This is a genomic window from Xanthomonas hortorum (assembly GCF_024339125.1).
Taxonomy (GTDB): domain Bacteria; phylum Pseudomonadota; class Gammaproteobacteria; order Xanthomonadales; family Xanthomonadaceae; genus Xanthomonas; species Xanthomonas hortorum.
In genome coordinates, this window is record NZ_CP101417.1 from 2,394,190 (window position 1) to 2,420,254 (window position 26,065).

Consider the following 26,065-nt stretch of genomic DNA (forward strand, 5'->3'; position numbering starts at 1 on the left):
CCGTACCAGGAGTGGCTGACGAAACGCAGCGTGCCGTCCGCGGTTGCGCAGCAGTTTCGAGGGTCGTTCCAAGCCTGACTTGACTGACGAAACACACGAAGAGGACTTCACCGTGATCGACAAGAATTTCCGTTTCAACCCGCTGACCGGCGCCATCTTGATGATGGCGCTCGGTGCATCGGGCACCCTCGCTGCCGCCCCGCAACTGCTGGTCAAGGAACCGACCCAGGCAGCAGCGGCCGGCGACGCATTCAGTAGCCGCCTGATCGTGCGCTACAAGGACAACACGGCCGCTGCGACCGATCGCGCCAGCAAGCTCGGCGCCGTGCAGGCCGCTGTCGGCCGCGTTGGCGCCAGCAGTGGTGCGCGCGCCAGCGCAGCCGCCGTCAAGGCGACGTATGTGCGCAAGCTCGGCATCGGCTCGGACCTGATCAAGCTGTCCAGCACGCTGACTGCCGCACAGGTGGACAAGGTGGTGGTCGAGCTCAAGAACGATCCGTCGGTGGCCGACGTGCAGATCGATCGCATGCTGCGCCCGGTCGAGATCAAGAAGAGTGTTGCCGCGACCGACGTGAGCCCGCAGCTGGTGCCCAACGACCCGCTGTATGCGCAGTACCAGTGGCACCTGAGCAACCCCAACGGCGGCATCAACGCGCCGGCCGCATGGGACCTCTCGCAGGGTGCCGGCGTGGTGGTGGCGGTGCTGGATACCGGCATCCTGCCCGGCCATCCGGATTTTGCCGGTAACCTGCTGCAGGGTTACGACTTCATCACCGACGCTGAAGTCTCGCGTCGCCCGACCGATGCCCGCGTGCCCGGCGCGCTGGATTACGGCGACTGGGAAGAAGCCGATAACGTCTGCTACGACGGCTCGGTGGCACAGGAAAGCTCCTGGCACGGCACCCATGTCTCGGGCACCGTGGCCGAGGCGACCAATAACGGAGTAGGCATGGCTGGCGTGGCGCCGAAGGCGACCATCCTGCCGGTGCGCGTGCTCGGCCGTTGCGGCGGCTACACCTCCGACATCGCCGATGCCATCGTATGGGCCTCGGGCGGTGCGGTGGATGGCGTGCCTGCCAACACCAACCCGGCCGAAGTCATCAACATGAGCCTGGGTGGCGGCGAACCCTGCGATCCGGCCACCCAGGTGGCGATCAACGGCGCGGTGTCGCGCGGCACCACCGTGGTGGTGGCGGCCGGCAACAGCGGCGAAGATGCGGCCAACCATTCGCCGGCCAGCTGCAACAACACGATCACTGTGGGCGCCACGCGCATCACCGGCGGCATCACCTACTACTCCAACTACGGCAGCAAGGTCGACCTGTCGGGTCCGGGCGGCGGCGGTAGCGTGGACGGCAATCCGGGCGGCTACATCTGGCAGGCCGGCTACACCGGTGCGACGACGCCGACCTCGGGCACCTATACCTATATGGGCCTAGGTGGCACCTCGATGGCGTCCCCGCACGTGGCCGGCGTCGTGGCGCTGGTGCAGAGCGCGTCGATCGGTTTAGGCGATGGCCCGCTGACCCCGGCCGCGGTGGAAACCCTGCTCAAGCAGACCAGCCGTCGCTTCCCGGTGACCCCGCCGGCCAGCACCCCGATCGGCAGCGGCATCGTCGATGCCAAGGCCGCGCTGGAAGCGGTGCTGGTGGAACCCTGCGACCCGGCCACCGAGAGCTGCGCACCGACCGCCATCGCGCTGACCAACAAGGCACCGTTGGCTGGGCTGGGCGGCGCTGCCGGCAGCTCCACGCTGTACAGCTTCGACGCCAAGGCCGGCGCGGTGCTCAGCTTCATGACCTACGGCGGCACCGGCGATGTGTCGGTGTACGTGAGCTTCGAAGCCGAGCCCACCGCTACCTCCTACGATGCCAAGTCGACCCGCCCGGGCAACAGCGAAACCGTGCGTTTCACTGCACCCAAGGCAGGCACCTACTACATCAAGCTGGTCGGTGCGAAGGACTACGCGAAGCTGACGCTCGTTGCACGACAGTAAGCGGTGAAATAGTGTGACCGATGCCCCCGGCCAATCACCGGGGGCATCGTTTTTCAGGGCGATTCAGATGCGTACGGTTGATCGTCGCGGCAAACTGCTACAGTCGGCGCCGGACCAGTGGAGACGAGTGTGAACGCGGTTGCCGTCGATCCAATTGAGCATCGAAGTGCGGAGACGCGCATCGTCGAAGCATTGCTTGAACGCCGTCGTCTGAAAGACACCGATCTGCTGCGCGCGCGCCAGTTGCAGACCGAATCCGGTATGGGCCTGCTGGCCTTGCTGGGCCGTCTGGGCCTGGTGTCCGAACGCGATCACGCAGAGACCTGCGCCGACGTGCTGGGCCTGCCGCTGGTGGACGCACGCCAACTCGGCGATACCCCGCCTGAAATGCTGCCCGAAGTGCAGGGCTTATCGCTGCGTTTTCTCAAACAATTTCATCTGTGCCCGGTCGGCGAACGCGATGGCCGGCTGGATCTGTGGATCGCCGATCCGTACGACGATTACGCGATCGATGCGGTGCGTCTTGCGACCGGATTCCCGCTGTTTCTGCAGGTCGGGTTGCGCTCGGAGATCGACGATCTGATCGAGCGCTGGTATGGCCAGGGTCGCAGCGCGATGGGCACCATCGTGGAAACCGCCGACGGCGATGCCAACAGCAGCGACGATATCGAAGCGCTGCGCGATCTGGCCTCCGAAGCGCCGGTGATCCGGCTAGTGAATCTGGTGATCCAGCACGCGGTGGAACTGCGCGCCTCCGACATCCATATCGAACCGTTCGAAAGCCGGCTCAAGGTGCGTTATCGCGTGGACGGCGTGCTGGTGGAAGGCGAAAGCCCGCCGGCCAAACTCACCGCCGCGGTGATCAGCCGCGTCAAGATCATGGCCAAGCTCAACATCGCCGAACGTCGGCTGCCGCAGGACGGCCGCATCATGTTGCGCGTGCAGGGCAAGGAGCTGGATCTGCGCGTCAGCACCGTGCCTACCGCGCATGGCGAAAGCGTGGTGATGCGTCTGCTCGATCGTGAAACAGTGGTGTTCGACTTCTACAAGCTGGGCTTTACCGAAGACTTTCTGCCGCAGTTCCGCAAGGTGCTCGAGCAGCCGCACGGCATCATGCTGGTCACCGGCCCGACCGGCTCGGGCAAGACCACCACGCTGTACACCGCATTGAGCCAGCTCAACACCTCGGACGTGAAGATCATTACCGTCGAAGACCCGGTGGAATATCAGATCGAAGGCATCAACCAGATCCAGGCCAAGCCGCAGATCGGGCTGGATTTCGCCAATGCGCTGCGCAGCATCGTGCGTCAGGATCCGGACATCATCATGATCGGCGAAATGCGCGATCTGGAAACCGCGCGCATCGCGATCCAGTCTGCGCTCACCGGCCATCTGGTGTTGTCCACGCTGCACACCAATAACGCGGCCGGCGGCATCACCCGCCTGCTCGACATGGGCGTGGAAGACTACCTGCTCACCTCCACCATCAACGGCATCCTTGCGCAGCGCCTGGTGCGCAAGCTCGACCTGCCCAATGCCGAACGCTACCTGGCATCGCCGGAGGAGGTTGAGCGTTTCAACCTGCGCCGCCTGCAGCCGGAGGGCGAGATTTACCTGTATCGCCCGCGCGCCTCGGCAGCGGCGCCGACCGGCTATCTTGGCCGCACCACCATCGTCGAATTCCTGGTGATGAACGACGAGCTGCGGCGCGCGGTGATGCGCCGTGCCGGCATGGGCGAGATCGAACAACTGGCCCGCAAGGCCGGCATGCGCACCATGTACGAAGACGGCCTGTCCAAGGCCTTGCGCGGCGAAACCACCATCGAAGAAGTGCTGCGCGTGACGGAGGATGCGTGAGAGTCAACGGAGCCACAGCGAGCATCGGATGCTCAGGATCGGAAGATAAGCAGGGCAAGGTCTCGGCAACGCGTCGCGCACGCGCACAGCTGCGCCCGGTGGCGCCAACGCAGCGCAGGATCCTGCTTTTACCGATTCCCGATTCCCGATTCCCCAATCCCGGCCTTCCAGCCTGATGCCCCTGTACCGCTACAAGGCGCTCGATGCGCACGGCGAAATGCTCGATGGCCAGATGGAAGCGGCCAGCGATGCAGAAGTGGTGCTGCGTCTGCAGGAGCAAGGCCATCTGCCGGTGGAAACACGCCTGGCCACCGGCGAAAGCGACTCGCCGTCGCTGCGCATGCTGCTGCGCAAGAAGCCGTTCGACAACGCCGCGCTGGTGCAGTTCACCCAACAGCTGTCCACGCTGATCGGTGCCGGCCAGCCGCTGGATCGTGCGCTGTCGATCCTGATGGATCTGCCCGAAGACGAAAAAAGCCGGCGCGTGATCGGCGATGTGCGCGACACCGTGCGTGGCGGCGCGCCGCTGTCCTCGGCACTGGAACGCCAGCATGGGCTGTTTTCCAAGCTCTACATCAACATGGTCCGCGCGGGCGAAGCCGGCGGCAGCATGCAGGACACCCTGCAACGCCTGGCCGATTATCTGGAGCGCAGCCGCGCACTCCGGGGGAAGGTGATCAATGCGCTGATCTATCCGGCGATTCTGCTGGCGGTGGTCGGCTGTGCGTTGCTGTTCCTGCTCGGTTATGTGGTGCCGCAGTTTGCGCAGATGTACGAAAGCCTGGATGTTGCCTTGCCGTGGTTCACGCAAGCCGTTTTGAGCGTGGGCCTGCTGGTGCGCGACTGGTGGGTGGTGTTGATCGTGGTGCCGGGCGTGCTCGGGCTGTGGCTGGATCGCAAGCGGCGCAATGCGGCGTTTCGTGCCGCGCTGGACGAATGGTTGCTGCGGCAGAAAGTCGTCGGCAGCCTGATCGCACGCCTGGAAACCGCGCGGCTGACGCGCACGCTAGGCACCTTGTTGCGTAATGGCGTGCCGCTGTTGGCCGCGATCGGCATTGCGCGCAATGTGATGTCGAATCTGGCGCTGGTCGAAGATGTCGACGCCGCTGCCGACGACGTCAAGAACGGGCATGGCCTGGCGATGTCGCTGGCACGCGGCAAGCGCTTCCCGCGGCTGGCCCTGCAGATGATTCAGGTGGGCGAAGAGTCCGGCGCGCTGGACACGATGCTGCTCAAGACCGCCGACACCTTCGAGCTGGAAACCGCGCAAGCCATCGACCGCGCACTGGCCGCCCTGGTGCCGCTGATCACGCTGGTGCTGGCCTCGGTGGTGGGGCTTGTCATCATCTCGGTGCTGGTACCGCTGTATGACCTGACCAATGCCATCGGATAACGTGGCGGTGGATTCACAACAACTTTCCGGTGACCGCACGACACCCATGCGGGAACCATTGCAATGCCCGCCGTGTCATCTTCTGGCGGCAGCATCTTTCATCGACGTGCAAGGAAATCGTTCATGATCAAGCGCTCCATTACCCGTAGTCCATCGCGTGCAGCCCAGGCCGGCATGAGCTTGCTGGAAATCATCATCGTCATCGTGCTGATCGGTGCGGTGCTCACCCTGGTCGGTAGCCGTGTGCTCGGTGGTGCCGATCGCGGCAAGGCCAACCTGGCCAAATCGCAGATCCAGACCCTGGCCGGCAAGATCGAGAATTTCCAGCTCGACACCGGCAAGTTGCCGGGCAAGCTCGATGAGCTGGTCACCCAGCCGGGCGGCAGCAGTGGCTGGCTGGGTCCGTACGCCAAGCCGGTCGAACTCAACGACCCGTGGGGCCACACCATCGAATACCGTGTGCCCGGCGATGGCCAGCCGTTCGATCTGATCAGCCTGGGCAAGGACGGCCGCCCCGGCGGCAGCAGCTACGACGCGGACATCAAGTACCAATAAGCCTTCCGCCATGCGCGTTGCGTGTCAGCCGTTGCGTCATCCGCATGGAGTGGTCGGTCCTGGTGGCAGACGCACGCGTGGCAGTTCGTTGCTGGAAATGCTGCTGGTCATCGCCTTGATCGCGATGGCCGGCGTGCTGGCCGCTGCCGCACTCAATGGCGGGATCGACGGCATGCGCCTGCGCACCGCCGGCAAGGCGATCGCCTCGCAGCTGCGCTATACACGCACCCAGGCAATCGCCACCGGCACCCCGCAGCGCTTTCTGATCGACCCGCAGCAGCACCGTTGGGAAGCGCCCGGCGGCCATCACGGCGATCTGCCGGCGTCGCTGGAGGTGCGTTTTACCGGTGCGCGGCAGGTGCAGTCGCGGCAGGATCAGGGCGCCATCCAGTTCTTCCCGGATGGCGCCTCTACCGGCGGGCGCATCGACCTGCGCGTCAAGGACGCTACCTGGCGTGTGGACGTGGGCTGGATCACCGGCGAAGTGCGCTCCGGGCAATTGCGGACGCCGGCGCCATGAAGCGCCAGCGCGGTTACACACTGATTGAGGTGATCGTCGCCTTTGCGCTGCTGGCATTGGCGTTGAGCCTGTTGCTGGGATCGCTATCCGGCGCTGCACGTCAGGTGCGCGCGGCCGACGAAAGCACGCGCGCCACGCTGCATGCGCAATCGTTGCTGGCCGCGCAGGGCATGGACAAACCGCTGGTGCCCGAGCAGCAACAAGGCAGCTTCGAAGACGGGCATTTTCGCTGGTCGATGGATGTGCGCCCGTACGACGAACCGCGGCGCAATCCGCAGGCGCCGGTTTCACCGGGTGCGCATACGTTGCTGCAACTGACCCTGGTGGTGCGCTGGGGCGAGCAGCCCAATCAGGTGCTGCAATGGCGCACCTTGCGGCTGGTCGCTGCGGCGCAGCCAGGCAGCGCCCCATGAGCCGTTCGCGCAACGCCGGGTTCACCCTGATTGAAGTGCTGCTGGCCACGATGTTGCTGGTGGGCGGTCTGGCATTGGCGTTCGCCACCTTGCGCTCGGCCAGTGCGGTGAGTCAGCGCGGCGAAGCGATCGCCCAGCGCAGCGAGCGTGTGCGCGCGGTGGAAGAATTCCTGCGTCGCCGGCTGGCGGCCGCGTTGCCGATTGCGATGGGCATCGACCCGCAAAGCCAGCAGCCGATGTTGTTCATCGGCGAGCCGCAGCGCATGCGTTTTGCCGCCGACGTACCGGATTATCTGGGCCGTGGCGGGCCGTATCTGCATGATCTGTCGGTGGCCGGCGATGGCGAGCAGCGCAATCTGTTGATTGCATTGACCATGCTGCAGTCGGGCAAGTCGATCGAAGAGGGCACCACGCTGCCGCCGGAAACACTCGCCGAAGGCGTGCAGCAGGTGAGCTTTCGTTATCGTGGCATGGATCCGCAGAGCGGCCGCCTGAGCGCGTGGTTGCCGCAATGGGAATGGCACGACCGGCTGCCGCTGCTGGTGCGCATCGAGATCCGTAGCGGCAATGCCGCGTGGCCGCCGTTGGTGGTGGCGTTGCCGCAGTCCAGCAACCCGGGAGCGGGGCAATGAGCCGCATGCGCGGTGCCGCGCTGGTGCTGGTGTTGTGGTTGATCGCCTTGCTCACCGCGATGATCGGCGCATTCGCGCTGACCGCGCGGGTGGAAGCACTGCAGGGCAGCATGCTGCGCAACGGCGCGCAGGCGCAGGAATACGCGCGCTCCGGCCTGGAATACGCGTTGTTTCGCTTGCAAAGTACCGACACGCAGGCGCGCTGGCGCGCAGACGGCCGGCGCTACCGTTGGCAGATGGACGATGCCACGGTGGAGATCCGCATTACCGACGAAAGCGGCAAGGTGGATTTGAATATGGCCGAGCCTGCATTGCTGGCGGGATTGGTGCGCGCAGTCGGTGGCGAGCAGGGCCGCGATGCGCGCATTGCCGGCGCCATCGTCGATTGGCGCGATGGCGATTCGTTGAGCCAGCCGGGCGGCGGCGCAGAAGATCGCGATTACGCCGATGCCGGGTTGCCGTACGGCGCAAAAGATGGCCCGTTCGAAACGCTGGGCGAGTTGCGCCTGGTGCTGGGCATGGATGGCGAGCTGTATCGCAAGCTGTTGCCCAACCTCACGCTGTACAGCGGCCGCTCGCGGCCTGAAGCGCGCTTTGCGCCGGGCCCTGTGTTGACCGCGATGGGGCTGGATGCGCGGCAATTGCTGGCCCAGCGTGATGCGCCGCCGGGTTTGCCTGGCAGCGAGGCGACGCTCGGTGGCTCGGACACTTATAGTATCGAGAGCCGGGCGCGACTGAGTCAGGGACGCGAGGCCGTATTGCGGGCGGTCGTGTCCATCAGTGCGTCCGCATTACCTGGGTCGGCGTATACCGTGTTGCGTTGGGAAGAAGGAGCAGCAGTGCAATGACCGCATGGCGGGATACCTTGGGTCGTATCGGCGTACGCGCCATGCCGGGAGCCGGAGGCTTCTGGCGTTGGTGGCAGCAATCGTTGCTGGCCTGGTTGCCGCAGCGCTGGCAATGGCAGTTGGGTCTGTCGCAGTCACGCCTGTTGCTGCAACCGGACGGCGACGCGCTGCAACTGCTGCGCCAGCGCGACCACAGCAGCGAGACCATCGCCAGCCTGCCGTGGCCGGTGCAGCCGCAGGAAGTCAATGCCTTGCTGCCGACCGCACTGGAAGGACTGCCGCGGCACTGGCTGTTGCCGGCCGCGCATGCCTTGCGTCGTCCGTTGCGCCTGCCTGCCGCCGCCGCCGCGCGTTTGCAGGATGTGGCGCGTTTTGAAATCGATCGGCAAACCCCGTTCACCGCCGACCAGGTGTATTTCGACGCGCGCGTGCTCGATGTGCGCGAAGACGGCCAGCTCGATGCCGAACTGGTGGTGGTGCCGCGCCGCATGATCGATGGGCCGGACGGTGTGCCCGACGCATGGAGCAGCGCGTTGTCGGGCATCGATGTGACCGATGCGCATGGCCTGCCGTTAGGCGTGAACCTGCTGCCGCCGGCGCGTCGCCTGCGCCGCAGCGACCCGATGCAGCGCTGGAACCTGTTGCTCACTGCCGCCGCATTGGTGCTGCTGGCAGTGGCCGGTTGGCTGCTGCTGGACAACCGCCGCCAGGCCGCCGACGACTTGCGTGCCAAGGTGCAGGCCAACGCCGCACGTGCGCGCCAGGTCGCTGCCGAACGCCAGCAATTGCTGGATCTGGTCGAAGGTGCCACCTTCTTCCAGCAGCAACGCGCCACCCGCCCCACCTCGGTGGAAATCTGGGACGAGCTGAGCCGGCGTCTGCCCGGCGGCACCTATCTGGAAAAATTCTCGGTCGAAGGCGGGCAATTGCAGTTGATCGGATTGAGCAACGAAGCGTCCTCGCTGGTGCGTCGTCTGGAAGGCTCGCCGCTGTGGCGCACGCCCTCGCTGACCGGCGTGCTGCAGAGCGATGCCGGTCGTAATGTGGACCGCTTCACCATCACCGCCGAGCTGGCCGGCCCCGATGCCAAGGAGGCGGCCGATGCCACGCAGCGTTAAGCGCGATCGCTGGATCGCTTTGGGCCTGTTGCTGCTAGTGATCGGCGTGGCCTATCTGGTGCTGGTGCACCCATGGTTCACCCAGCCGATGATCGCGGTGCAGGACGATCTGCAAGCGCTGCGCGAGCGCGAGCTGCGCGTGCGCGTGCAATTGCAGCAGGCGCCGGAAGTGAGCAAACGGCTGCGTCAGGCGCGCCAGACCTTGGAAAGCCGCCCCGGCTTCTTGCCGGAAACGTCCGCCGAACTGGCCTCGGCCGGGTTGGTGCAGCGGCTGGAACGCGCGGTGGTGGAAGCCAGCCCCGGCAACCGCAGCTGCGCCATCAGCAACCGCTCGCCGTTGCAGCCGGAGAGCAAGGACCGCTTCACCCGCGTCGCGGTGCAGGTGCGCCTGCGCTGCGGCACCCCTGAGCTGGCCTCGGTGCTGTACAGCCTGGAAAACGGCACCCCGCGCCTGTTCGTGGACAACCTCAACGTGATGGCGCAGCGCTACCAGCTCTCGCCCAATGAAAGCGGCAACGGCCTGGATATCGCCTTCGAACTGGCCGGCTATCTGCGCCCGGGCGCCAGCGCCGCACCGCTGAATACCGATGCCGCACCCGCCGCCCCCGACGCCGCGGAGGCCAGCAATGCGCCTTGACCTGATCGGGCTGCGCACCTGGTTGCTGGCCACCGTGGTCGGCTGGGCACTGCTGGTATGCGTGCTGGCGGTGGCCGGCCTGGGCAAGCGGGTGGAGCTGCTGCCCGACGATCCGGCGCTGGTGCAGCGCCTGCCCACCCTGCCGGCACCGGCGCCGGAGCGGCTGGGCGCGTTCGAGAAATATTCGGAAATCGCCGCGCATCCGGCCTTCGCGGAAGATCGCCTGCCGCATCCGTTCTTCCTGTCCGGCAACGACGGCAGCGGCGCCGCATCGACGGTGCGGTTGACCGGCGTGCTGCTGACGGACAACTTCAAGATGGCCACGCTGACCCTGGACCCGCACGATTCGGTGCGGGTCAAACTCGGCGGCGATGCAGTCAAGGGCTGGCGCCTGCTCGCACTGCAGCCGCGCAGCGCAACCATCGAAGGCCCGGGCGGCACCCAGACACTGGAACTGCAGGTGTTCAACGGCCAGGGCGGGCAGCCGCCCACCGCCAATGCCGGCGCGCCGGCTGCACCCGGCGCCACGCCACCGTTACCATCGCCCGATGCCGCCGCGGTGCAGCCGCCGCAGCCCCAGCCTGCCACGCCTGCCCAGCAGCCCGGTGGGCAGGCACCGCCGACGGTGCCGCCGCAACGCAGCGACGGCGCCCAGGAAGCCCCACGCCCCTCCGACGATCAGATGCGTGCCATCCGCGAACGCATCGAAGCCCGACGCCGCCAGCTGCAACAGCAGCGCCAGAGCGGCTCAACCCCCGGTCAGACCCAATGAGTGAACGCATGACGCCGCGCCTGTTCCCCGTGTCCCTGCTGATTGGCCTGTTGGCCGGTTGTGCCACCACTCCGCCGCCGGACGTACGCCGCGACGCGCGCCTGGATCCGCAAGTCGGCGCTGCCGGCGCCACCCAGACCAGCGCCGAGCAAGCTGCCGACGGCAACACCAGCGCCAAGCCGGTGCCGGTGATCCGTCGCGGCAGCGGCAGCATGATCAACCAGAGCGCGGCCGCCGCGCCGTCGCCCACGCTGGGCATGGCCAGCAGCGGCAGCGCCACCTTCAATTTCGAAGGCGAATCGGTGCAGGCCGTGGTCAAGGCGATCCTGGGCGACATGCTCGGCCAGAACTACGTCATCGCGCCGGGCGTGCAAGGCACCGTGACCCTGGCCACGCCTAATCCCGTCTCGCCGGCGCAAGCCTTGAACCTGCTGGAAATGGTGCTGGGCTGGAACAACGCGCGCATGGTGTTCAACGGTGGCCGCTACAACATCGTGCCGGCCGACCAGGCGCTGGCCGGCACCGTCGCGCCCAGTACCGCATCGCCGTCGTCCGCGCGCGGTTTCGAGGTGCGCGTGGTGCCGTTGAAGTTCATTTCCGCCAGCGAAATGAAAAAGGTGCTGGAGCCCTACGCCCGGCCCAACGCCATCGTCGGCACCGACAACTCGCGCAATGTGATCACGCTGGGCGGTACCCGCGCCGAGCTGGAAAACTACCTGCGCACCGTGCAGATCTTCGACGTGGATTGGCTGTCGGGCATGTCGGTGGGCGTGTTCCCGATCCAGTCCGGCAAGGCCGAAAAAGTCTCCGCCGATCTGGAAAAGGTCTTCGGCGAACAGAGCAAGACGCCCAGCGCCGGCATGTTCCGTTTCATGCCGCTGGAAAACGCCAACGCGGTGCTGGTGATCACCCCGCAGCCGCGCTATCTGGACCAGATCCAGCATTGGCTGGACCGCATCGACAGCGCGGGTGGCGGCGTGCGGTTGTTTTCGTACGAGTTGAAATACATCAAGGCCAAGGATCTGGCCGATCGCCTGTCGGAAGTGTTTGGCGGCGGGCGTGGCAATGGCAGCGACTCGAATGCATCGCTGGCACCGGGTTCGGAAACCAGCGTACTCGGCGGCGTGGCCGGCAATCGCGACAGCAGCATGGGTGGCAGCTCCGGCACCACCGGCGGCAGCATCGGCGAAAGCAACGATGGCAGCTCCTCCGGCAGCAGCTTCGGCGGCAGCAGTGGCAGTGGCAGCAGCAGTGGGGGCCTGGGCAATGGCAGCTTGCAGTTGTCGCCGCGCAGCAACGGCAATGGTGCGGTGACGCTGGAGGTGTCCGGCGACAAGGTGGGTGTCTCGGCGGTAGCCGAAACCAATACCTTGCTGGTGCGCTCCACGCCGCAGGCATGGACCTCGATCCGCGACGTCATCGAAAAGCTCGACGTGATGCCGATGCAGGTGCATATCGAAGCGCAGGTGGCTGAGGTGAATTTGACTGGCCAGCTTCAGTACGGTGTGAACTGGTACTTCGAAAATGCGGTGACAACTCCGTTCAACGCCAACGGTAATGGTGGCGGTCCTGCACTGCCATCGGCTGCGGGCCGCAATATCTGGGGCGACATAGCGGGAAGCATCACCAATAACGGGGTGGGTTGGACATTCCTGGGGAAAAATGCGGCTGCGGTCATCAGCGCGCTGGATCAGGTCACCAATATCCGCCTGCTGCAGACGCCGTCGGTTTTTGTGCGAAACAACGCCGAAGCCACGCTCAATGTGGGTTCGCGAATTCCGATCAATTCCACATCGATCAACACTGGGCTGGGCAGCGACAGCAGCTTCTCGTCGGTGCAATACATCGATACCGGTGTGATCCTGAAAGTGCGTCCGCGCGTCACTAAGGACGGCATGGTATTCCTGGACATCGTGCAGGAAATAAGCACGCCCGGTGCACGGCCCGCAGCGTGTACGGCGGCAACCACCACGACCGTCAACAGCGCTGCCTGTAACGTCGATATCAATACGCGCCGTGTCAAAACCGAAGCTGCGGTGCAGAGTGGCGACACCATGATGCTGGCCGGCCTGATCGATGACAGCACCAGCGACGGTAGTTCAGGGGTCCCGTTCCTCAGCAAGTTGCCAGTGGTCGGTGCCTTGTTTGGTCAGAAGACCAGGGACACGACCCGCCGCGAAGTCATCGTTTTGATTACCCCGTCGATCGTGCGCAACCCGCAGGAAGCGCGCAATCTCACCGACGAATACGGTCAGAAGTTCAAGGCCATGGAGCCGCTGAAACCCAGCCAGAAGCCGCAGTGAGTGCGGTTCTGCCCGTCGTGCTGGTGCCGGTCGGCACCGACGACGAGGCCCTGGATGCCTGCCTGGGCGCACTGGATGCGGCCACACCCGCCGGCACGCGGGTGTGGTTGGCCGACGATGCGCAGGCCGGCCCGCGCGGCCGAGCGGTGATCGAACATTGGTTGGCGCGCACGCCGTTGCAGGCGCATCACACCCGCCGCCAGCGCATGCTCGGCGAGGTGGCGCATCTGGACGAAATGCTCAGCGGCTGCGGCGATGCCGATGTGGTGGTGTTGGGTGTGGATGCCTGCCCGCTGCCGGGGTGGCTGAATCAGCTCAACGCCTGCTTTGCGCGCGATGCGGCGATTGCCACCGCCACGCCCTGGAGCAATGTGGGCGAAGCATGTGGCTGGCCACGACTGGGCGAACTCAACCCCATGCCCGCCGCGCCGGACCGGCTTGCCGCCGCCTGCGCCGCAATGCCACCGCTGCACCCGGAACTGCCCTCGGCCACCGGCCACGCCGTGCTGCTGCGCGGCAGTGCGCGGCGCAAGGCCGGCGGCCTGGATGCGAGCAGTTACGGCTCGTGGTACGCCGCGCTGGTGGATCTGAGCCTGCGCATGGGCGGGCTGGGGTGGCGCAATGTGCTGTGCGAAACCGCCTTCGTCGCCTCGCCGCACGAAGGCCGCCCGGCCGATGGCGACATGGATGCACTGGCCACCCGCTGGCCGGCCTGGCACGCACGCTTGGCCAACTTCCTGATGCACGACCCGCTACGTGCACAGCGCTATCAACTCGCGCAGTTGCTGGCCGACTTGCCGCCGCCGGATCCACAACGCAGGCTATTTGAAGCGTAGAGCAGCTGCCAAAGCGGCATGCTCACCGCTAGGCGGGCGCAGCCGGTATTCGGTGCGGCATGTACCACGCGTACAGTGCGGTTCGTTGAGCGCTATCCCCTGCAAGCTGACGACTGCTCGCCGTGCGGTGAGTGCAATGGTGTTGTCGGCCGCATCTTGGTGTATGCCGTCGGAAGTTCAGGTCAGACGTGTCGGAAGTTCAGATTAAACGCTGAGTGGGTCGAGTGCGCGGTGCCCTCGCCGCTTGCGGGACACACCGTGAACCCATCCATGGAGGCTCGGTGGCGGCATCCATGCCGCCACACGGTCCCGCAATCGGCGAGGACACCGCACCAGATAGTTTCCTGGCGGCTTTGTTAAAAGCCATGCACCGACCATCGCGACTGGTCCTTGCCCGCCCACCGTCGCGGGACCTTACGCGGCATGGATGCCGCGTAAGAGCCTACATGGACGTACTTGCAGCGTGTCCCGCGACGGTGGGCGGGCAAGGGCCCTGCAGCCAACCCGCAGATCAGCCGCTCTGCAGTAGGCTGGCATGACGTACGTTTTGTTAGCCGCTCTTAAGAAGCCGAGCGCGTCGGCGCCTCGGTGCGCACCACCACATCCAGTGCGTCGTGACGCCAGGATTCGATATCCAGCTCCACCGCGCGGCCGTCTTCGGCAAAGCTGACCCGCTGTAGCCGGAAGCACGGCGTGCCGGTGGTGGATTGCAACAGCATGGCTTGCGTGGCATCCAGTCCGGCCGGATGCATCGAGACGTGCGCGCGGCTCAAAAACAGTCCCAGTTTCTGGTTGAACACGCTCGACAGCGAACCGGCCAGATCGTGTTCGAGCAGGCCCGGTGCCCACGCGGCCAGCACCACGTTGGTTTCCAGCAATACCGCGCGGCGGTCGATCCAGCGCCGACGTTGCAGCACGAAGACCTCTTCGTACGCTGTTTCCAACCGCAATGCCGCAGCGAACGCGGCACCGGCTGCCTGCCGAGTGGCACTCAGCAGCTCGGTGCGCGGCTTGCGCCCTTGCGCGGCCACGTACTGCATGAAACCGGCGATGCTGGTGGGGTCGTAGCGCACGCGCGGTGCGCTGACGAACCAGCCGCGGCGGTTTTCGCGGTAAATGCGGCCTTCGGCTTCCAGCTGCTGCAAGGCCTCGCGCAAGGTGATGCGGGTGCAGGCGAAGCGCTCTGCAAGCTCGCGCTCCACCGGCAGGCGCTGGTCCGGGCCCCACTCGCCGGCGGCGATCTGCGCGGAAATGATTTCGGTGATGGCGTGTTGGCGCGACATGCTCATGCGGCGATCCACCGATGACGGGTGCAGCGCATGTGCAAGGCAGTGTGATGAAAGAGATGCATGTTGCGATGGTAAAGAAGAACGCGCCCACAAACCGCACATGGCTCAGTCGATGCCTGCCGGGTTCTGCTGCTGTTGGGTTTTCCAGCTACGCCATCCATATACCGCCAGCCCCACGAAACCGGCGTAGAGCAGGGCAGTGGGGTATAGCGCTTTGCTGACGAACACGCCCACGTAAATGCAATCGAGCACGATCCACAGCACCCAGTTGGCGATGCGTTTGCGCGCGGCCCACACGCTGGCCACCAGGCTGAAGCTGGCCAGCGCCGCATCCAGCCACGGCAGCACAGCATCGGTGCGGTGATGCATGTAGGCCCCGAGCGCGGCGGCAAACAGTGCGCCGATGCCTAGCGACACCCACAGCTCCGCGTGTGGCATCGGCAATGGGCGAATCCGCATGTCTGCGGCGGTGCCGCGCTGCCAGTGCCACCAGCCGTACAGCTGGGTCAGCACGTAGACGCCTTGCAGCAGCATGTCCGAGTACAGCTTCCACTGATAGAACAGCCAGGCGTACAGCGCCACCGCCACGATGCCAACCGGCCAGCACCAGCGAATGCGCCGCGCGGTCAGCCAGACGCCGAGCAGGTTGATCACGACGGCGATGGATTCGAGCAGTGACATGCAAAGCCTGATGGAAAGTGGATCAGTGGCGGCAAGGGCGGAAGATGCGAATGCGACAGTGCGTGCAGCCGGTGGAGGTCGTTCACTGCGCGAATCGCAGCTGCAGTGCACACCAGGGTCAGATCACAGCTGCCCGCATGTCGCAAGAGAAAGACCCAAACCAACAACGCCGATGCTGTTCTCTTCCCGCCCCTGCGGAGCAAGCCGCCCGCAGGGCGGATGGGGGAGCACTTTTTTAAAAATCCACCTGCACCGTCAATCGCGCAGTGCGCGGCGCGCCGGGGAATAGATACGCATCGCCCTGGTATTCACCGCTATCGCGCCAGTAGCGCTTGTCGAACACGTTGTCCACGTTCAAGCGCCAGGTCGTTGCCAAGCCGCCCAGTGCAGTGGCGTAGCGTGCGCCCAGATTGGCCACCGTGTAGGCCGGCACGCTGGCATTGCCGAGGCGATCGGCGAACTTGCGCCCGCTGTATTGCATGCCTGCCAGCAGCGCCAAACCATCGACACCGGGCACGCTGTAGTCGGCCTGCACGCTGGCGCGCAGCTTGGGCACGTTGATCGCCTGATGGCCTTCGTACTCGGCAATGTCGGTGTCTTCTGCACGCGCACGGATCGCCGCAACGCTGGCGAAGATGCGGAGTTGTTCGGTGGCTGCGCCGTCGGCCGACAGCTCCAGGCCGCGATTGTGCAGGCGGCCTTGTTGCACGTAGAGCAAGCCGCCGTCGGCCTGCGGTTGGGTGAACTGGTAGGCCTGGCGGATGTCGAACAGTGCCGCGCCAAGACGCAGGCCATCGAGCTCGATCTTCGCGCCGGTTTCCAGCTGATACGCGTTGGTGGGCGGCAGGATTTCATCGGCGTTGTCGGCAAACCATGGTGCGGTGCCGCCGGCTGCCAGGCTCTTGGCGTAGCTGGCATACAACGCCACCTGCTGCTGCGGCTTGAACAGCAGCGCCGCCTGCGGCAGCAATGCGTCCTTGCGCGTGCGTCGTTCCAGCAGTCCGTCGCGATCGAAGGCGCGCTCGTCCAGCCGCACATAACGCGCGCCCAGCGACAACTCCCATTGCGAACCCAGACCAATGCGGTCTGCCAATACCAAGGCACGTTGACGGCTATCCAGACGGCGTTGCTTCGGGTCCAGTGCCACGTCGGTTTGTGTAAACACCTCCGGGTCGCGGTCGATGCTGCCGCTGCCGACGAATTCGTTGACCGAGCCGAAACGCTCGATGGTGCGGCGTAACCAATCGCCACCGATGCTCAGACGGTGATCCAGCATGCCGGTGACCACATGGCCTTCCAATGTGGCGCGCACCTGATCGTGCACGCGGGTGTCGTCGGGGCTGCGGTAGTCGTAAACGTCGTACTCGCCCTGCGCGCTGAAAAAGTTGGGCGTGGTAATGTCGGCGCAGCTGGCCGCGCCATAACAGCCCCAGGCAAACGCGGAGAAATCGTTGATCACCGAGCGGCTGCGCGACGCCTCGGTAGTCGCGCGCCAGTTGTCGTTGAGTTGGTAGGCGTAACGCAGCTGCGCATTGAGCGAGTCCATCTCCACCGGCCGCGACCACGGTTGGTAGCCGAGCAGACGATGCACATCGATGTCGCGCGGCACCTGCGTGCCACCGAGTAGCTGATAACCCGGCACCGAGCGTTGCTGCCGATGCTGGTATTCCACATCCAGTTGCAGCAGCGATTGCGGGCTGATCTTCCAGTCGCCGGCCAGCGAGAGGAAATTGCGGTAGCCATCGGCATGGTCGACATAGCTGTTGATGTCTTCGTGCGCGGCATTGACGCGCACACCCAGCGTGCGCTCGGCGCCGAACCAGTCGCCCAGATCGGCCGCGACATAGCGCGAGCCTTGCTCGTCGGTGCCCAGGGTCACGCTGCGCACATGCTCGGGCCGCTTGGTGCGGTAGTCGATCAACCCGGCCGGTTCGTTGACTCCAGATTGGAGGCCGGCCAGGCCTTTGAGCAGTTGCACCTGCTGCTTGTTTTCCAGCGCAATGGATTGCTCGCCCACCGCGCTCAGGCCATTGATGCGGTAACTGTTGGCGGCGTTGAGCGAATAGCCACGCACCACGAAGTTTTCGTAGTAGCCGATCGGCGCATACGCATCGCCTGCGGAGGCATCGGCGCGCAAGACCTCGCTGAGCACGCGTGCCTGACGATCGAGCAATTGCTGGCGATCGAACACCGCGATCGAGGCCGGTGCATCCAGCAGGCGCGTGGCACCGAATCCGGTCAATGCAGTGTTTGCATCAGCACGCTCGCCACGCACGTTGATTGCGTCCAGTTCGACCGCTGCGTCGTCGGGTTGCTGCTGCGCCAACGCCGGTGTTGCGATACACAGCGCCAGTGCAAGCGCGAGCGGGCAGCGAGAGAGCAGGGTGGTGGGGGACACAGGCATGCGCAAGACTCGAAAAGAAGAAAGAAAAACGCTCATGGCAGACGGCGCGCACGTGCGTGCAGGTGTTCGATCAGACGCTGACCATCGGCACTGGCAAACCAGTCCGCGTGGCCAAGCAGATAACGGTGATAGGCGATGTCGGCGTTGCCGGCCGAGCGGGAGATGCCGGCGAAGTATTCGATCTCGCTCAAGGCGAAATCGGCATGCACGATCGGCAGCAAGGCGGCGAGCAGGCGCAGTTGCGCAGCCTCCAGCGGGCAGCGCTGTGCGTACCCGTCCAGCAGTGCGTCGAGTTGGTCCAGCTGCGGTTGCGCGCGTTGCCCGCTGTCCAGATTCAGCCACGGAATCAGATTGCGTTCGATCGTGGTGGCCAGATCGAACAGCGCAAAACTGCGATCGCACAGGCCAAAGTCGAACACCGCGCTGACCTCGGTGTCCCCGTCCTGCGTGCGCCACAACAGGTTGGAGGCATGCCAGTCGCCATGCGTCCACAGCGGCGGCATCGCCCCCGGTGCCGACAACAACGGCCATGCCTGTGCGTGCCAGGGCAACAGATGTGCGGCCAGATCGCTGCGCCACGGCCGCTGTTGAAAATCGGCGGCCAGGCCAGGACGCGACAACAGTGCCTGTTCCAGTGCCTGGATCGGGTCTGCCTGCGCAAACACGCTGAAGTTGGCGACCAGCACGCTGGTGTCGCGCGGCGGCGCGTCGAATCCCTGTGCTGCCAGATGCAGGTGTGCCAAGGCAGCACCGGCTGCGAACGCATGCTGGTCGCTGTGAAACGCGGTCCACGACAACGCATCGCGGTACAGATCGTCCCCGGCGCCGACGCGTTGCACTTCGTAGACCCAATCGCCTTGCGTCAATGTGGTGCGGCCCTGGGCATCGTGCAGCACCTCGACCACCGGCGCGCCGGCCCAGCGCAGATGCGCCATGAAGACGTGTTCCTCGCGCAGCGCAGCGACCGTGCGCACGCGGCAGTGGTGACGTTTGACGATCAGCGTGCCGGTTGCGGTGTCCACGCATGCAGCGGCGGAAAAGGGGCGTGCGCTATGCCAGCGGATCACCTCGCCACCGGCGTGGCCGGACACGCGCTGCAACACGCGATGGATCTCGTCGGCGGTCAACATCGGCCAGTCTGGCAGCGCCAATTCCAGGCTCATGCCATGCACCTGATGCTCGGTGCTCATGGGCACACGCTCGGCAAGAGAGCGCTGACAGGAAGCGTCAGTGGTATAGACCAAAAGAGCGGGGCCGATGCACCAGACCCGGCGCGCACGCCAGCAACGACACAGACGGCGCTGCCAGGCCGTCGTTGCATCGCGCGCGCCATCAGGCGGTCGCGACGCATGGATTGATAAGGCAGCGCAACACCGAAAGGTCGCTGGCCGTCATCTCATGGATCAGGTGTAGGGGGTGCGCCGCAGGCGGCGCTACCGAAAACCGCCTGGCGGCTTTCGGGCGCGCAGTATGCCTGCTCAAGCAGGCGGCCGTCATGCCGGCCTTGCAGGAGCGGCGGCAGCGACGACGGCGATGGAGATGGCAATGGCGCTGCGCGGCCTTGGCACGGGATAATTGCCGGATGACACCTGTCCAGATCGCCGCCGTTGTCGTTACCTATCAGAGCAGCAGCACCATCGATGCCTGCCTGTCGCGGTTGCGCGCGGCCGAGGGCATCAGCGAAATCCGGGTGGTCGACAACGCGTCCAGCGACGACACCCTGGAGGTCGTGCAGCGGCATGCGCTGGCCGATGCGCGGCTGCATTTCATCGCCAATCCGGACAACCCCGGCTTTGCGACCGCCTGCAATCAAGGCGCCCGCGACTCGCAGGCGCCCTGGCTGGTCTTCATCAACCCGGACCTGATGGTCGAACCCGACACCCTGGTGCAGCTGCGCGCACGCGCGGACGGGCACCCGGCGGTGCTGTTGGGCGTGGAGCAGGTGGACGAACAGGGGCGGCCGGATGCCGCAGTGCGCCGCCGCGATCCGGACTTTGCCGCAATGCTGCGTGCACCGCGTGCCGCCGCCCAGCTGGCGGTGCCGGCCGACCCGGCGCTGGCCTTGCAGCCCGTGGACGCCATTTCCGGGGCCTTGATGCTGATGCAACGCAGCCTGTTCGACCGAGTCGACGGCTGGGATGGGGACTACCGCCTGCACGCCGAAGATCTGGACCTGTGCCGGCGCGCGCGCCAGGCCGGTGCGCTGGTCGCGGTGGCCAACGATCTGCAGGTGGTGCACGTGCGCGGCGTCTCCAGCCGGGCGCGTCCGTTCTTCGTCGAATGGCATAAGCACCGCGGGTTGTGGCGCTATTTCCGCAAGTTCGAGGCCGGTCAACGCGGGCTTGCGACCCGGCTGGGCGTCTGGCTTGCCATCTGGACCCACGCCGCCGCGCAGGTACCGCGTTTGTTGCAAAAGAGATGAGTTCGCCAGTGTTAAATTTGTGATAAATCAGTGATGGCGGCAGGCCGAAACTGTGATACGTTTCGCCTAGAAGTGTGATCAACCCCTAGCTTCCTGTCCCTTCCGGGTCCCCCATCAGGAATCGTACAAATGTCTTTACAGAACGACCCGCGCTTGCGGGTACGTCAGTCGTGCCTCGCCTTGCCGCACTCCGGCTCGGCTGTTTCACCGCCGCGCCTCACCCGCAACCTCCGCCGTTTGCCGCTGGCATCTGCCTCGGCGCTTGCGCTGGGTTGTGCGCTGGCCGCGTTGCCAGGCACGGCGTTGGCCGGTGCCTGGACCCAGCCGCAGGGCGACACGCTGGTGATCGTCAAGGCGCTGCATAGCGATGGCCGTGGCTGGTTCGACGATAGCCATCACCGCACCACCTTCGGTGACGGCCAACAATTCGATGGAAACGGGCGTAGCCGCCAGGACCAGCTGAATGTCTACGTCGAGCATGGCCTGACCGACAAGCTCAGTTTTATCGGCAATTTCTATTTCACCGACGTCGGTTTCAGCAATTACGGCGGAGATGGCCGTACGCGCACCAGCACGACCGGTTTTGCCGATCAGGAAATCGGCCTACGCTACGCGCTTCCGAGCGCGCAGGACGATGTCTGGCGCAGTTCGGTGCAGGCGTTGGTTAGCATCCCGGCATATGGCCGCAGCAAGACCTACCATCCGAATAATCCGGGCCGCGACCCGGCGCTGGGCCTTGGCGACTATGGCCTGGAGCTGCGTTACAGCCGCGGGCGGGGTTACACGCTGGGCGGCCGCAACGGCTACGTCGATCTGGGCGGAGCAGTGCGCCTGCGCGGCAGTGCCGCCTCCGACGAAGTGCGGGTGGATGCGTCCACCGGTCTGAGCCTGACCCCGAGCTGGTTGTTGCTCGGCGAGCTCAACGTGATTCAGGGTCTGGGCAACGGTCGTAACGACGCTTTTATCGAAGGCAGAACTCCGGCTGATTCCGGCTTCGTCGCCACCGGCACCAACTACGACCTCACCAAGCTGCAGCTGTCCACGCTGTACACCGCGCCGGGCGGCAGCCAGTGGCAGGTGGGGTATCAACAGCCGGTGATGGGCCGCAATACCGCTGCTGCAGGCGGGCCATTCGTGGCCGCCTGGTGGCGGTTCTAAGGACACATGACAATGACGGTCACCTGCGAAATGGAAGCGCTGGGACGGGCACCGGACATCGGCCGCGAACGCGGTCTGTTGGGTCGCGCGCTGGTCACGGCAGGCGTCATCACCGACGAACAGCTGCGCTCGGCGCTGGCCTTGCAGCAACGCTGGAACTCGCGTCTGGGCGATGTGATCCTGGCCCAGCGCGGTGTGCCGGCGCAGCGGTTCTACGCCATCGTCGCCGCGCACTTCGGTCTTGAGTTCATCGACCTGGTGCAGCAGCCGCCGGATCCGGACCTGCTCACCCCCGGCGATCTGGAAAGCTACGCGCAGCGTCTGCTGTTGCCGTGGCGGCGCGAAGACGGCGTGCTGGTGCTGGCGGTGGCCGATCCCGACCCGGCGTTGTTTGCCTGGGCGCGTGCGCACTACGGCGAAGAGGTGCGGTTTGTCGGTACTGCCAAGTTCGACATCATCTGGAGCCTGCAGCGTTACGCCGACGAGCAGCTCACCGACAACGCACTGAACCTGCTCGCCGCGCATGCGCCGACCTATTCGGCACGCCAGGTGGTCACGCGCGGGCAGAACTACACGTTGTGGGCGATCGCTGCGGTGCTGGTGATCGCGATGGTGCTGTTTCCGGTGCCGGCCTTGATCACGCTCAACGTGCTGGTGGCGTTCGGCTTTCTGGCGACCTTCGGACTGAAGCTGCTGTTGGTGTGGTTCGGCTCGCGCCACCGCATCGATATCAAGGTCACTGAGGACGAAGTGGCCGCGCTGCGCGATGACGACCTGCCGGTTTATACCGTGCTGGTGCCGATGTACAAGGAGCCGGAAGTCCTGCCGATCCTGGCCAACGCGCTGCGCAAGCTGGATTACCCGATCAGCAAGCTCGACGTGAAGCTGGTACTGGAAGCGGACGACTTCGACACCATCGATGCGGCCAAGAAACTCGGGCTGGAAGCGTTCTTCGAAATCATCCGGGTGCCGCCGTCGCAGCCCAAGACCAAGCCGAAGGCCTGCAACTACGCGCTGCATTTTGCGCGTGGCGAACTGCTCACCATCTACGACGCCGAAGACAAGCCCGAGCCGGATCAGCTCAAGCGCGTGGTGGCGGCGTTCCGCAAGGCCGAGAAGGATGTGGTGTGCATCCAGGCGCGGCTGAACTACTACAACGCCGACGAGAACTGGCTGACGCGGATGTTCACGCTGGAGTACACGCTCTGGTTCGACTTCTACCTGCCGGCGCTGGAATATCTGCGCATCCCGATTCCGCTGGGCGGCACCTCCAATCACTTCCGTCTGGATGTGTTGCGCCAGGTGCGCGCATGGGATCCGTACAACGTCACCGAAGACGCCGATCTGGGCGTGCGGCTGATCCAGAACGGCTACCGGGTCAACGTGGTGAACTCCACCACGTTCGAAGAAGCCAACGTCAGCATTCCCAACTGGATCCGGCAGCGTTCGCGCTGGCTCAAGGGTTATATGCAGACCTGGCTGGTGCACATGCGCGACCCGGTGCATCTGTATCGCAGCACCGGGTTCAAGGGGTTCTGGGGCTTTCAGTTCTTCATTGGCGGCAATTTCTTCATCGCGCTGGGCGTGCCGGTGATGTGGGCGTTGTGCCTGATCAGCGTGGTGAGCGGTGCGCGCGTGTTCGATGCGATCTTTCCGCCGTGGCTGGCCGCGATCTCGCTGGTCAATCTGCTGCTGGCCAATGCGTTTTTCATCTACGTCACGCTGGTGGCTGCGTTCAAGCGCGATTACTTCAAGCTGGCACCGTATGCGCTGACGGTGCCGTTTTACTGGGTGTTGCAGTCGATCGCCGCTTACAAGGGTCTCTGGCAGCTGATCCACAATCCGTTCTATTGGGAGAAGACCACTCATGGCCTCAGCAAGCATTCGGAAAACGAGCGTCGCGCCGCACTCGACGAGTGAATCGGTCACACCGCGTCGCGACAGCGGGCTACCAGCGTTTCTGGTCGCCGTGGTGGCGTTGTCGCTGCTGAGCCAGCCGTTGTTGGTGCAGTCGGTGGGCACGGCCGCACCGGCGATGGCGCCGGGTGCAGGCTTGCCGGCGACCGGGTTGTTGTCGTGGGCGATCGATCTTGGGCTGCACAGCTGGAACCTGCCGTTCCAGGTGTGGCCGTTCGTGGCGGTGGCTGCCAATGCGCTGTTCCTGTCGCTGCTGTGGCGCGATCTGGCCGGCGTGTTCGGACGTGGCTGGGCCAGCGGGCTCACGCTACTGGTGGGTTGCAACCCGCTATTTCTGCTGCCGATCGCCGCAGGTGGTAGCCAGGCGGTGGGCCTGCTCGCGTTCTATGGCTTGTGCCGCACCCTGCGGCGCTTGCAGACGCCGGTAGAGGCCTTCACTTACCTGCGTATTGCCGGTTGGCTGTGCATCCTGCTGTGCCTGGATCTGCAGACCCTGGCGCTGTCGACGATGGTGGCGCCGTGGCTGCTGCTGGTGATGCCGCCGCAGATGCTGCGCAAGGCGCCGGGCTCGTTCTATCTGGTGTGCTATCTGCCGTTCGCGTTTCTGGTGGGCATGTGGGCCTACGTCAATCTGACCGTGTTCAATGCGCCGTGGCCGACGCTGTCCAGCATCGCGCAGGGTGCGCATCCACTGCCGTTGCCCTTGGCGGAGCATGCAGAAGGCTGGTTGCCGGCCGTGCGTTGGGGCGTGGCGGCGGCGGTGTGCTTCCCGATCCTGGCGTTGCTGGCACGCAGCCGTAGTGGCGCGCTCACGCGCGGCGTGGTGGCCAGTGCCGGCACGGTGGTCTGTGTGGCGGCGTTGTCGTTCGCCTTCGGCTGGGCCGGCTTCGATGCCTTGTTGCTGCTGTGGGTGCCGGCGGCGTTGTTGTTGCGCGCGCTGCGTGCCGATCAGCGCAGCCAGGCGGCCGGCTTGTTGTTGCTTGGCCTGGTCGGTGCGGCGTGGGTGCAGCCGCAGGGCTGGGGTAGCTGGCTGCGTGCAGCGCCTGCCGATGCGCAGTCGTTGTTGCAGGGCGAGGCGCTGGTGATGGCCGCGCCGGTGTCGCTACCGGCGAGTCGCACAGTGGCGCCTGCAGCAGCGAATGCCGCTGTGGTGCAGCCGGCAGATGCCGCCATGGCGAGGGTCGATGCCACTGCGGCAACGCGTGTTGCTGCCGATGGCGCGTCGTCCGGCGCTGCGACGACGGACACGGTCGTGCAGCCGGGCAAGCGCACGGCAACTCTGGGTGCTGCAACGGAGTGCGCGCATCCTACGACACCGTTGACCAGCGAGGCCTCTGCCGCATGTTCAAACGCGTTCTAAGCAGCGTGTTGTTGGTCGGCGTGTGCATGCTGGCAACCGGATGCAACGCGGACGCATCGACGTGGATGGGCGCCAACGTCAAGGTGTCGGCCAATGCGCCGTGGGAGAGCGCGTCTGCGGCGCAGTCGCTGGATGCACTGGCCAAGACCGGTGCCAGCAAGGCGCTGCTGGTGGCGTTTGTGTGGCAAGCCAATCCGCAGTCCAACGACCCGGTACTCGGCAGCGACAGCAGTGTGGAAGCCATGCGCGCCGCATTGCGCCAAGGTCACCGCGCGGGGTTGCAAACCACGCTCAAGGTGCACGTGTGGATTCCCGGCCATTGGGCGGGCGATACCGAGCCCACCGATCAGGCGGCCTGGTTTGCCGCGTATCAGAACGCGCTGTTGCCGCTGGCCAGACTGGCCGAAGACGAACACGCCGAAGCGCTGGTGATCGGCACCGAACTGCGCAAGCTGCAGGACGCGCCGCAGTGGCCCGGCCTGGTGGCGGAAGTGCGCAAGGTCTATCGCGGCAAAGTGTTGTACGTGGCCGACGGCATGGAGCATGCCGAGAGCTTCCGCTACTGGGCGTTGTTCGATGCGGTGGGCACCAGCCTGTATCCACGGCTGTCCGAAGCGGCCGCCACGCGCACGGCAGAAATGAACGCCGCTGCGCAGCGCCTGCAGCAGCTGGGTCAACGCGTGGGCAAACCGGTGTGGGTGGCCGAGTTGGGCCTGCGCTCGGCGCGCGGCAGTCTGGCCGCGCCCTGGGAAAGCCCCGAACAACGTGCCGCCGCGGTCGATACGCGGCTGCAACTGCAGGTGTTGCAGCAGTGGCGCAAGGTGCTGCAGGCGCATGGCGTGGAAGGCATCGCGCTGTGGTGCTGGTACACCGATCCCAAGGCCGGCGGGCCGGGCGATAGCGACTTCACCGTGCAGGGCAAGCCGGCGCAGCAGGTGCTGGCGCGCTGAGCGA

General features: G+C 65.5%; 22 protein-coding genes and 1 other RNA gene. 19 read left to right on the forward strand and 4 right to left on the reverse strand.

Features of this window, described 5'->3' with window-relative positions:
- The first annotated feature begins 112 nt into the window (after positions 1–112).
- The 14 genes from NMB96_RS10075 to NMB96_RS10140 all read left to right on the forward strand — a co-directional run bounded on the left by NMB96_RS10075 (position 113) and on the right by NMB96_RS10140 (position 14,031).
- A complete protein-coding gene (locus tag NMB96_RS10075) occupies positions 113–1,996 on the forward strand; it encodes a S8 family serine peptidase (RefSeq protein WP_023902631.1) in 1,884 nt (627 codons plus the stop codon).
- 129 nt (positions 1,997–2,125) lie between these two features.
- A complete protein-coding gene (gspE, locus tag NMB96_RS10080) occupies positions 2,126–3,853 on the forward strand; it encodes a type II secretion system ATPase GspE (RefSeq protein WP_168957125.1) in 1,728 nt (575 codons plus the stop codon).
- Positions 3,854–4,028: 175 nt separating this feature from the next.
- The gene (gene xpsF / locus NMB96_RS10085) at positions 4,029–5,246 is read left to right on the forward strand and encodes a type II secretion system protein XpsF (protein ID WP_023902633.1); all 1,218 of its coding nucleotides are present in this window, start codon (positions 4,029–4,031) and stop codon (positions 5,244–5,246) included.
- Between the two features lie 123 nt (positions 5,247–5,369).
- Positions 5,370–5,801 (forward strand): type II secretion system major pseudopilin GspG, encoded by a 432-nt coding sequence (gspG, locus tag NMB96_RS10090; RefSeq protein WP_043888939.1) that lies wholly within the window; start codon positions 5,370–5,372, stop codon positions 5,799–5,801.
- Positions 5,802–5,811: 10 nt separating this feature from the next.
- The gene (gene xpsH, locus NMB96_RS10095; RefSeq protein WP_255086816.1) at positions 5,812–6,321 is read left to right on the forward strand and encodes a type II secretion system protein XpsH; all 510 of its coding nucleotides are present in this window, start codon (positions 5,812–5,814) and stop codon (positions 6,319–6,321) included.
- Entirely contained in the window at positions 6,318–6,734 is a 417-nt protein-coding gene (xpsI, locus tag NMB96_RS10100; protein ID WP_023902634.1) for a type II secretion system protein XpsI, read from the forward strand. The genes xpsH and xpsI overlap by 4 nt, the downstream gene beginning before the upstream one ends.
- Entirely contained in the window at positions 6,731–7,366 is a 636-nt protein-coding gene (locus tag NMB96_RS10105; protein ID WP_023902635.1) for a type II secretion system protein J, read from the forward strand. The genes xpsI and NMB96_RS10105 overlap by 4 nt, the downstream gene beginning before the upstream one ends.
- Complete coding sequence (locus NMB96_RS10110; RefSeq protein WP_104549260.1) at positions 7,363–8,214, forward strand: type II secretion system minor pseudopilin; 852 nt, start codon at positions 7,363–7,365, stop codon at positions 8,212–8,214. Before NMB96_RS10105 ends, NMB96_RS10110 begins: the two co-directional genes overlap by 4 nt.
- Positions 8,211–9,332, forward strand: a complete 1,122-nt coding sequence (locus tag NMB96_RS10115; protein WP_115039749.1) for a PilN domain-containing protein — start codon at positions 8,211–8,213, stop codon at positions 9,330–9,332. Before NMB96_RS10110 ends, NMB96_RS10115 begins: the two co-directional genes overlap by 4 nt.
- Positions 9,316–9,969, forward strand: a complete 654-nt coding sequence (gene gspM, locus NMB96_RS10120; RefSeq protein ID WP_016901906.1) for a type II secretion system protein GspM — start codon at positions 9,316–9,318, stop codon at positions 9,967–9,969. The genes NMB96_RS10115 and gspM overlap by 17 nt, the downstream gene beginning before the upstream one ends.
- A complete protein-coding gene (gene xpsN / locus NMB96_RS10125) occupies positions 9,959–10,741 on the forward strand; it encodes a type II secretion system protein XpsN (protein ID WP_168957120.1) in 783 nt (260 codons plus the stop codon). The genes gspM and xpsN overlap by 11 nt, the downstream gene beginning before the upstream one ends.
- Complete coding sequence (gene gspD, locus NMB96_RS10130; RefSeq protein WP_255086817.1) at positions 10,738–13,044, forward strand: type II secretion system secretin GspD; 2,307 nt, start codon at positions 10,738–10,740, stop codon at positions 13,042–13,044. The genes xpsN and gspD overlap by 4 nt, the downstream gene beginning before the upstream one ends.
- Complete coding sequence (locus tag NMB96_RS10135; RefSeq protein WP_255086818.1) at positions 13,041–13,880, forward strand: glycosyltransferase family 2 protein; 840 nt, start codon at positions 13,041–13,043, stop codon at positions 13,878–13,880. Before gspD ends, NMB96_RS10135 begins: the two co-directional genes overlap by 4 nt.
- Before the next feature lie 59 nt (positions 13,881–13,939).
- Positions 13,940–14,031, forward strand: a non-coding RNA gene (locus NMB96_RS10140) — sX9 sRNA.
- Between the two features lie 409 nt (positions 14,032–14,440).
- Here the strand turns inward: NMB96_RS10140 and NMB96_RS10145 are convergent.
- The 4 genes from NMB96_RS10145 to NMB96_RS10160 all read right to left on the reverse strand — a co-directional run bounded on the left by NMB96_RS10145 (position 14,441) and on the right by NMB96_RS10160 (position 19,444).
- Entirely contained in the window at positions 14,441–15,169 is a 729-nt protein-coding gene (locus NMB96_RS10145) for a UTRA domain-containing protein (RefSeq protein WP_043888941.1), read from the reverse strand.
- A gap of 105 nt (positions 15,170–15,274) precedes the next feature.
- Positions 15,275–15,850: a nicotinamide riboside transporter PnuC gene (pnuC, locus tag NMB96_RS10150; protein WP_043888942.1), complete on the reverse strand. Its 576-nt coding sequence runs from the start codon at positions 15,848–15,850 to the stop codon at positions 15,275–15,277.
- Between the two features lie 235 nt (positions 15,851–16,085).
- Positions 16,086–18,254 (reverse strand): TonB-dependent receptor, encoded by a 2,169-nt coding sequence (locus NMB96_RS10155; RefSeq protein WP_043888943.1) that lies wholly within the window; start codon positions 18,252–18,254, stop codon positions 16,086–16,088.
- Between the two features lie 32 nt (positions 18,255–18,286).
- The gene (locus NMB96_RS10160; RefSeq protein ID WP_183086893.1) at positions 18,287–19,444 is read right to left on the reverse strand and encodes a phosphotransferase enzyme family protein; all 1,158 of its coding nucleotides are present in this window, start codon (positions 19,442–19,444) and stop codon (positions 18,287–18,289) included.
- Between the two features lie 392 nt (positions 19,445–19,836).
- Between NMB96_RS10160 and NMB96_RS10165 the strand changes: the two genes are divergently transcribed.
- The 5 genes from NMB96_RS10165 (at position 19,837) to NMB96_RS10185 (ending at position 26,061) form a co-directional block, all read left to right on the forward strand.
- Positions 19,837–20,676: a glycosyltransferase family 2 protein gene (locus NMB96_RS10165; RefSeq protein WP_043888944.1), complete on the forward strand. Its 840-nt coding sequence runs from the start codon at positions 19,837–19,839 to the stop codon at positions 20,674–20,676.
- A gap of 129 nt (positions 20,677–20,805) precedes the next feature.
- A complete protein-coding gene (locus NMB96_RS10170) occupies positions 20,806–21,834 on the forward strand; it encodes a hypothetical protein (protein ID WP_183086892.1) in 1,029 nt (342 codons plus the stop codon).
- A 12-nt stretch (positions 21,835–21,846) separates the two neighbouring features.
- Complete coding sequence (locus NMB96_RS10175; protein ID WP_023902648.1) at positions 21,847–23,754, forward strand: glycosyltransferase family 2 protein; 1,908 nt, start codon at positions 21,847–21,849, stop codon at positions 23,752–23,754.
- Positions 23,755–23,803: 49 nt separating this feature from the next.
- Positions 23,804–25,111, forward strand: coding sequence for a hypothetical protein (locus tag NMB96_RS10180; RefSeq protein ID WP_043888945.1), 1,308 nt, complete (start codon positions 23,804–23,806; stop codon positions 25,109–25,111).
- On the forward strand, positions 25,093–26,061 hold the full coding sequence (locus NMB96_RS10185; protein WP_255086819.1) for a glycoside hydrolase family 113: 969 nt from the start codon (positions 25,093–25,095) through the stop codon (positions 26,059–26,061). The genes NMB96_RS10180 and NMB96_RS10185 overlap by 19 nt, the downstream gene beginning before the upstream one ends.
- Positions 26,062–26,065 lie beyond the last annotated feature (4 nt).

Coding starts and splice junctions, on each gene's coding strand:
- xpsF (WP_023902633.1), top strand. CDS start 4,029: ATGCCCCTGTACCGCTACAAGGCGCTCGATGCGCACGGCGAAATGCTC.
- gspG (WP_043888939.1), top strand. CDS start 5,370: ATGATCAAGCGCTCCATTACCCGTAGTCCATCGCGTGCAGCCCAGGCC.
- xpsH (WP_255086816.1), top strand. CDS start 5,812: ATGCGCGTTGCGTGTCAGCCGTTGCGTCATCCGCATGGAGTGGTCGGT.
- xpsI (WP_023902634.1), top strand. CDS start 6,318: ATGAAGCGCCAGCGCGGTTACACACTGATTGAGGTGATCGTCGCCTTT.
- NMB96_RS10105 (WP_023902635.1), top strand. CDS start 6,731: ATGAGCCGTTCGCGCAACGCCGGGTTCACCCTGATTGAAGTGCTGCTG.
- NMB96_RS10110 (WP_104549260.1), top strand. CDS start 7,363: ATGAGCCGCATGCGCGGTGCCGCGCTGGTGCTGGTGTTGTGGTTGATC.
- NMB96_RS10115 (WP_115039749.1), top strand. CDS start 8,211: ATGACCGCATGGCGGGATACCTTGGGTCGTATCGGCGTACGCGCCATG.
- gspM (WP_016901906.1), top strand. CDS start 9,316: ATGCCACGCAGCGTTAAGCGCGATCGCTGGATCGCTTTGGGCCTGTTG.
- xpsN (WP_168957120.1), top strand. CDS start 9,959: ATGCGCCTTGACCTGATCGGGCTGCGCACCTGGTTGCTGGCCACCGTG.
- gspD (WP_255086817.1), top strand. CDS start 10,738: ATGAGTGAACGCATGACGCCGCGCCTGTTCCCCGTGTCCCTGCTGATT.
- NMB96_RS10145 (WP_043888941.1), bottom strand. CDS start 15,169: ATGAGCATGTCGCGCCAACACGCCATCACCGAAATCATTTCCGCGCAG.
- pnuC (WP_043888942.1), bottom strand. CDS start 15,850: ATGTCACTGCTCGAATCCATCGCCGTCGTGATCAACCTGCTCGGCGTC.
- NMB96_RS10155 (WP_043888943.1), bottom strand. CDS start 18,254: ATGCCTGTGTCCCCCACCACCCTGCTCTCTCGCTGCCCGCTCGCGCTT.
- NMB96_RS10160 (WP_183086893.1), bottom strand. CDS start 19,444: ATGAGCACCGAGCATCAGGTGCATGGCATGAGCCTGGAATTGGCGCTG.
- NMB96_RS10165 (WP_043888944.1), top strand. CDS start 19,837: ATGACACCTGTCCAGATCGCCGCCGTTGTCGTTACCTATCAGAGCAGC.
- NMB96_RS10170 (WP_183086892.1), top strand. CDS start 20,806: ATGTCTTTACAGAACGACCCGCGCTTGCGGGTACGTCAGTCGTGCCTC.
- NMB96_RS10175 (WP_023902648.1), top strand. CDS start 21,847: ATGACGGTCACCTGCGAAATGGAAGCGCTGGGACGGGCACCGGACATC.
- NMB96_RS10185 (WP_255086819.1), top strand. CDS start 25,093: ATGTTCAAACGCGTTCTAAGCAGCGTGTTGTTGGTCGGCGTGTGCATG.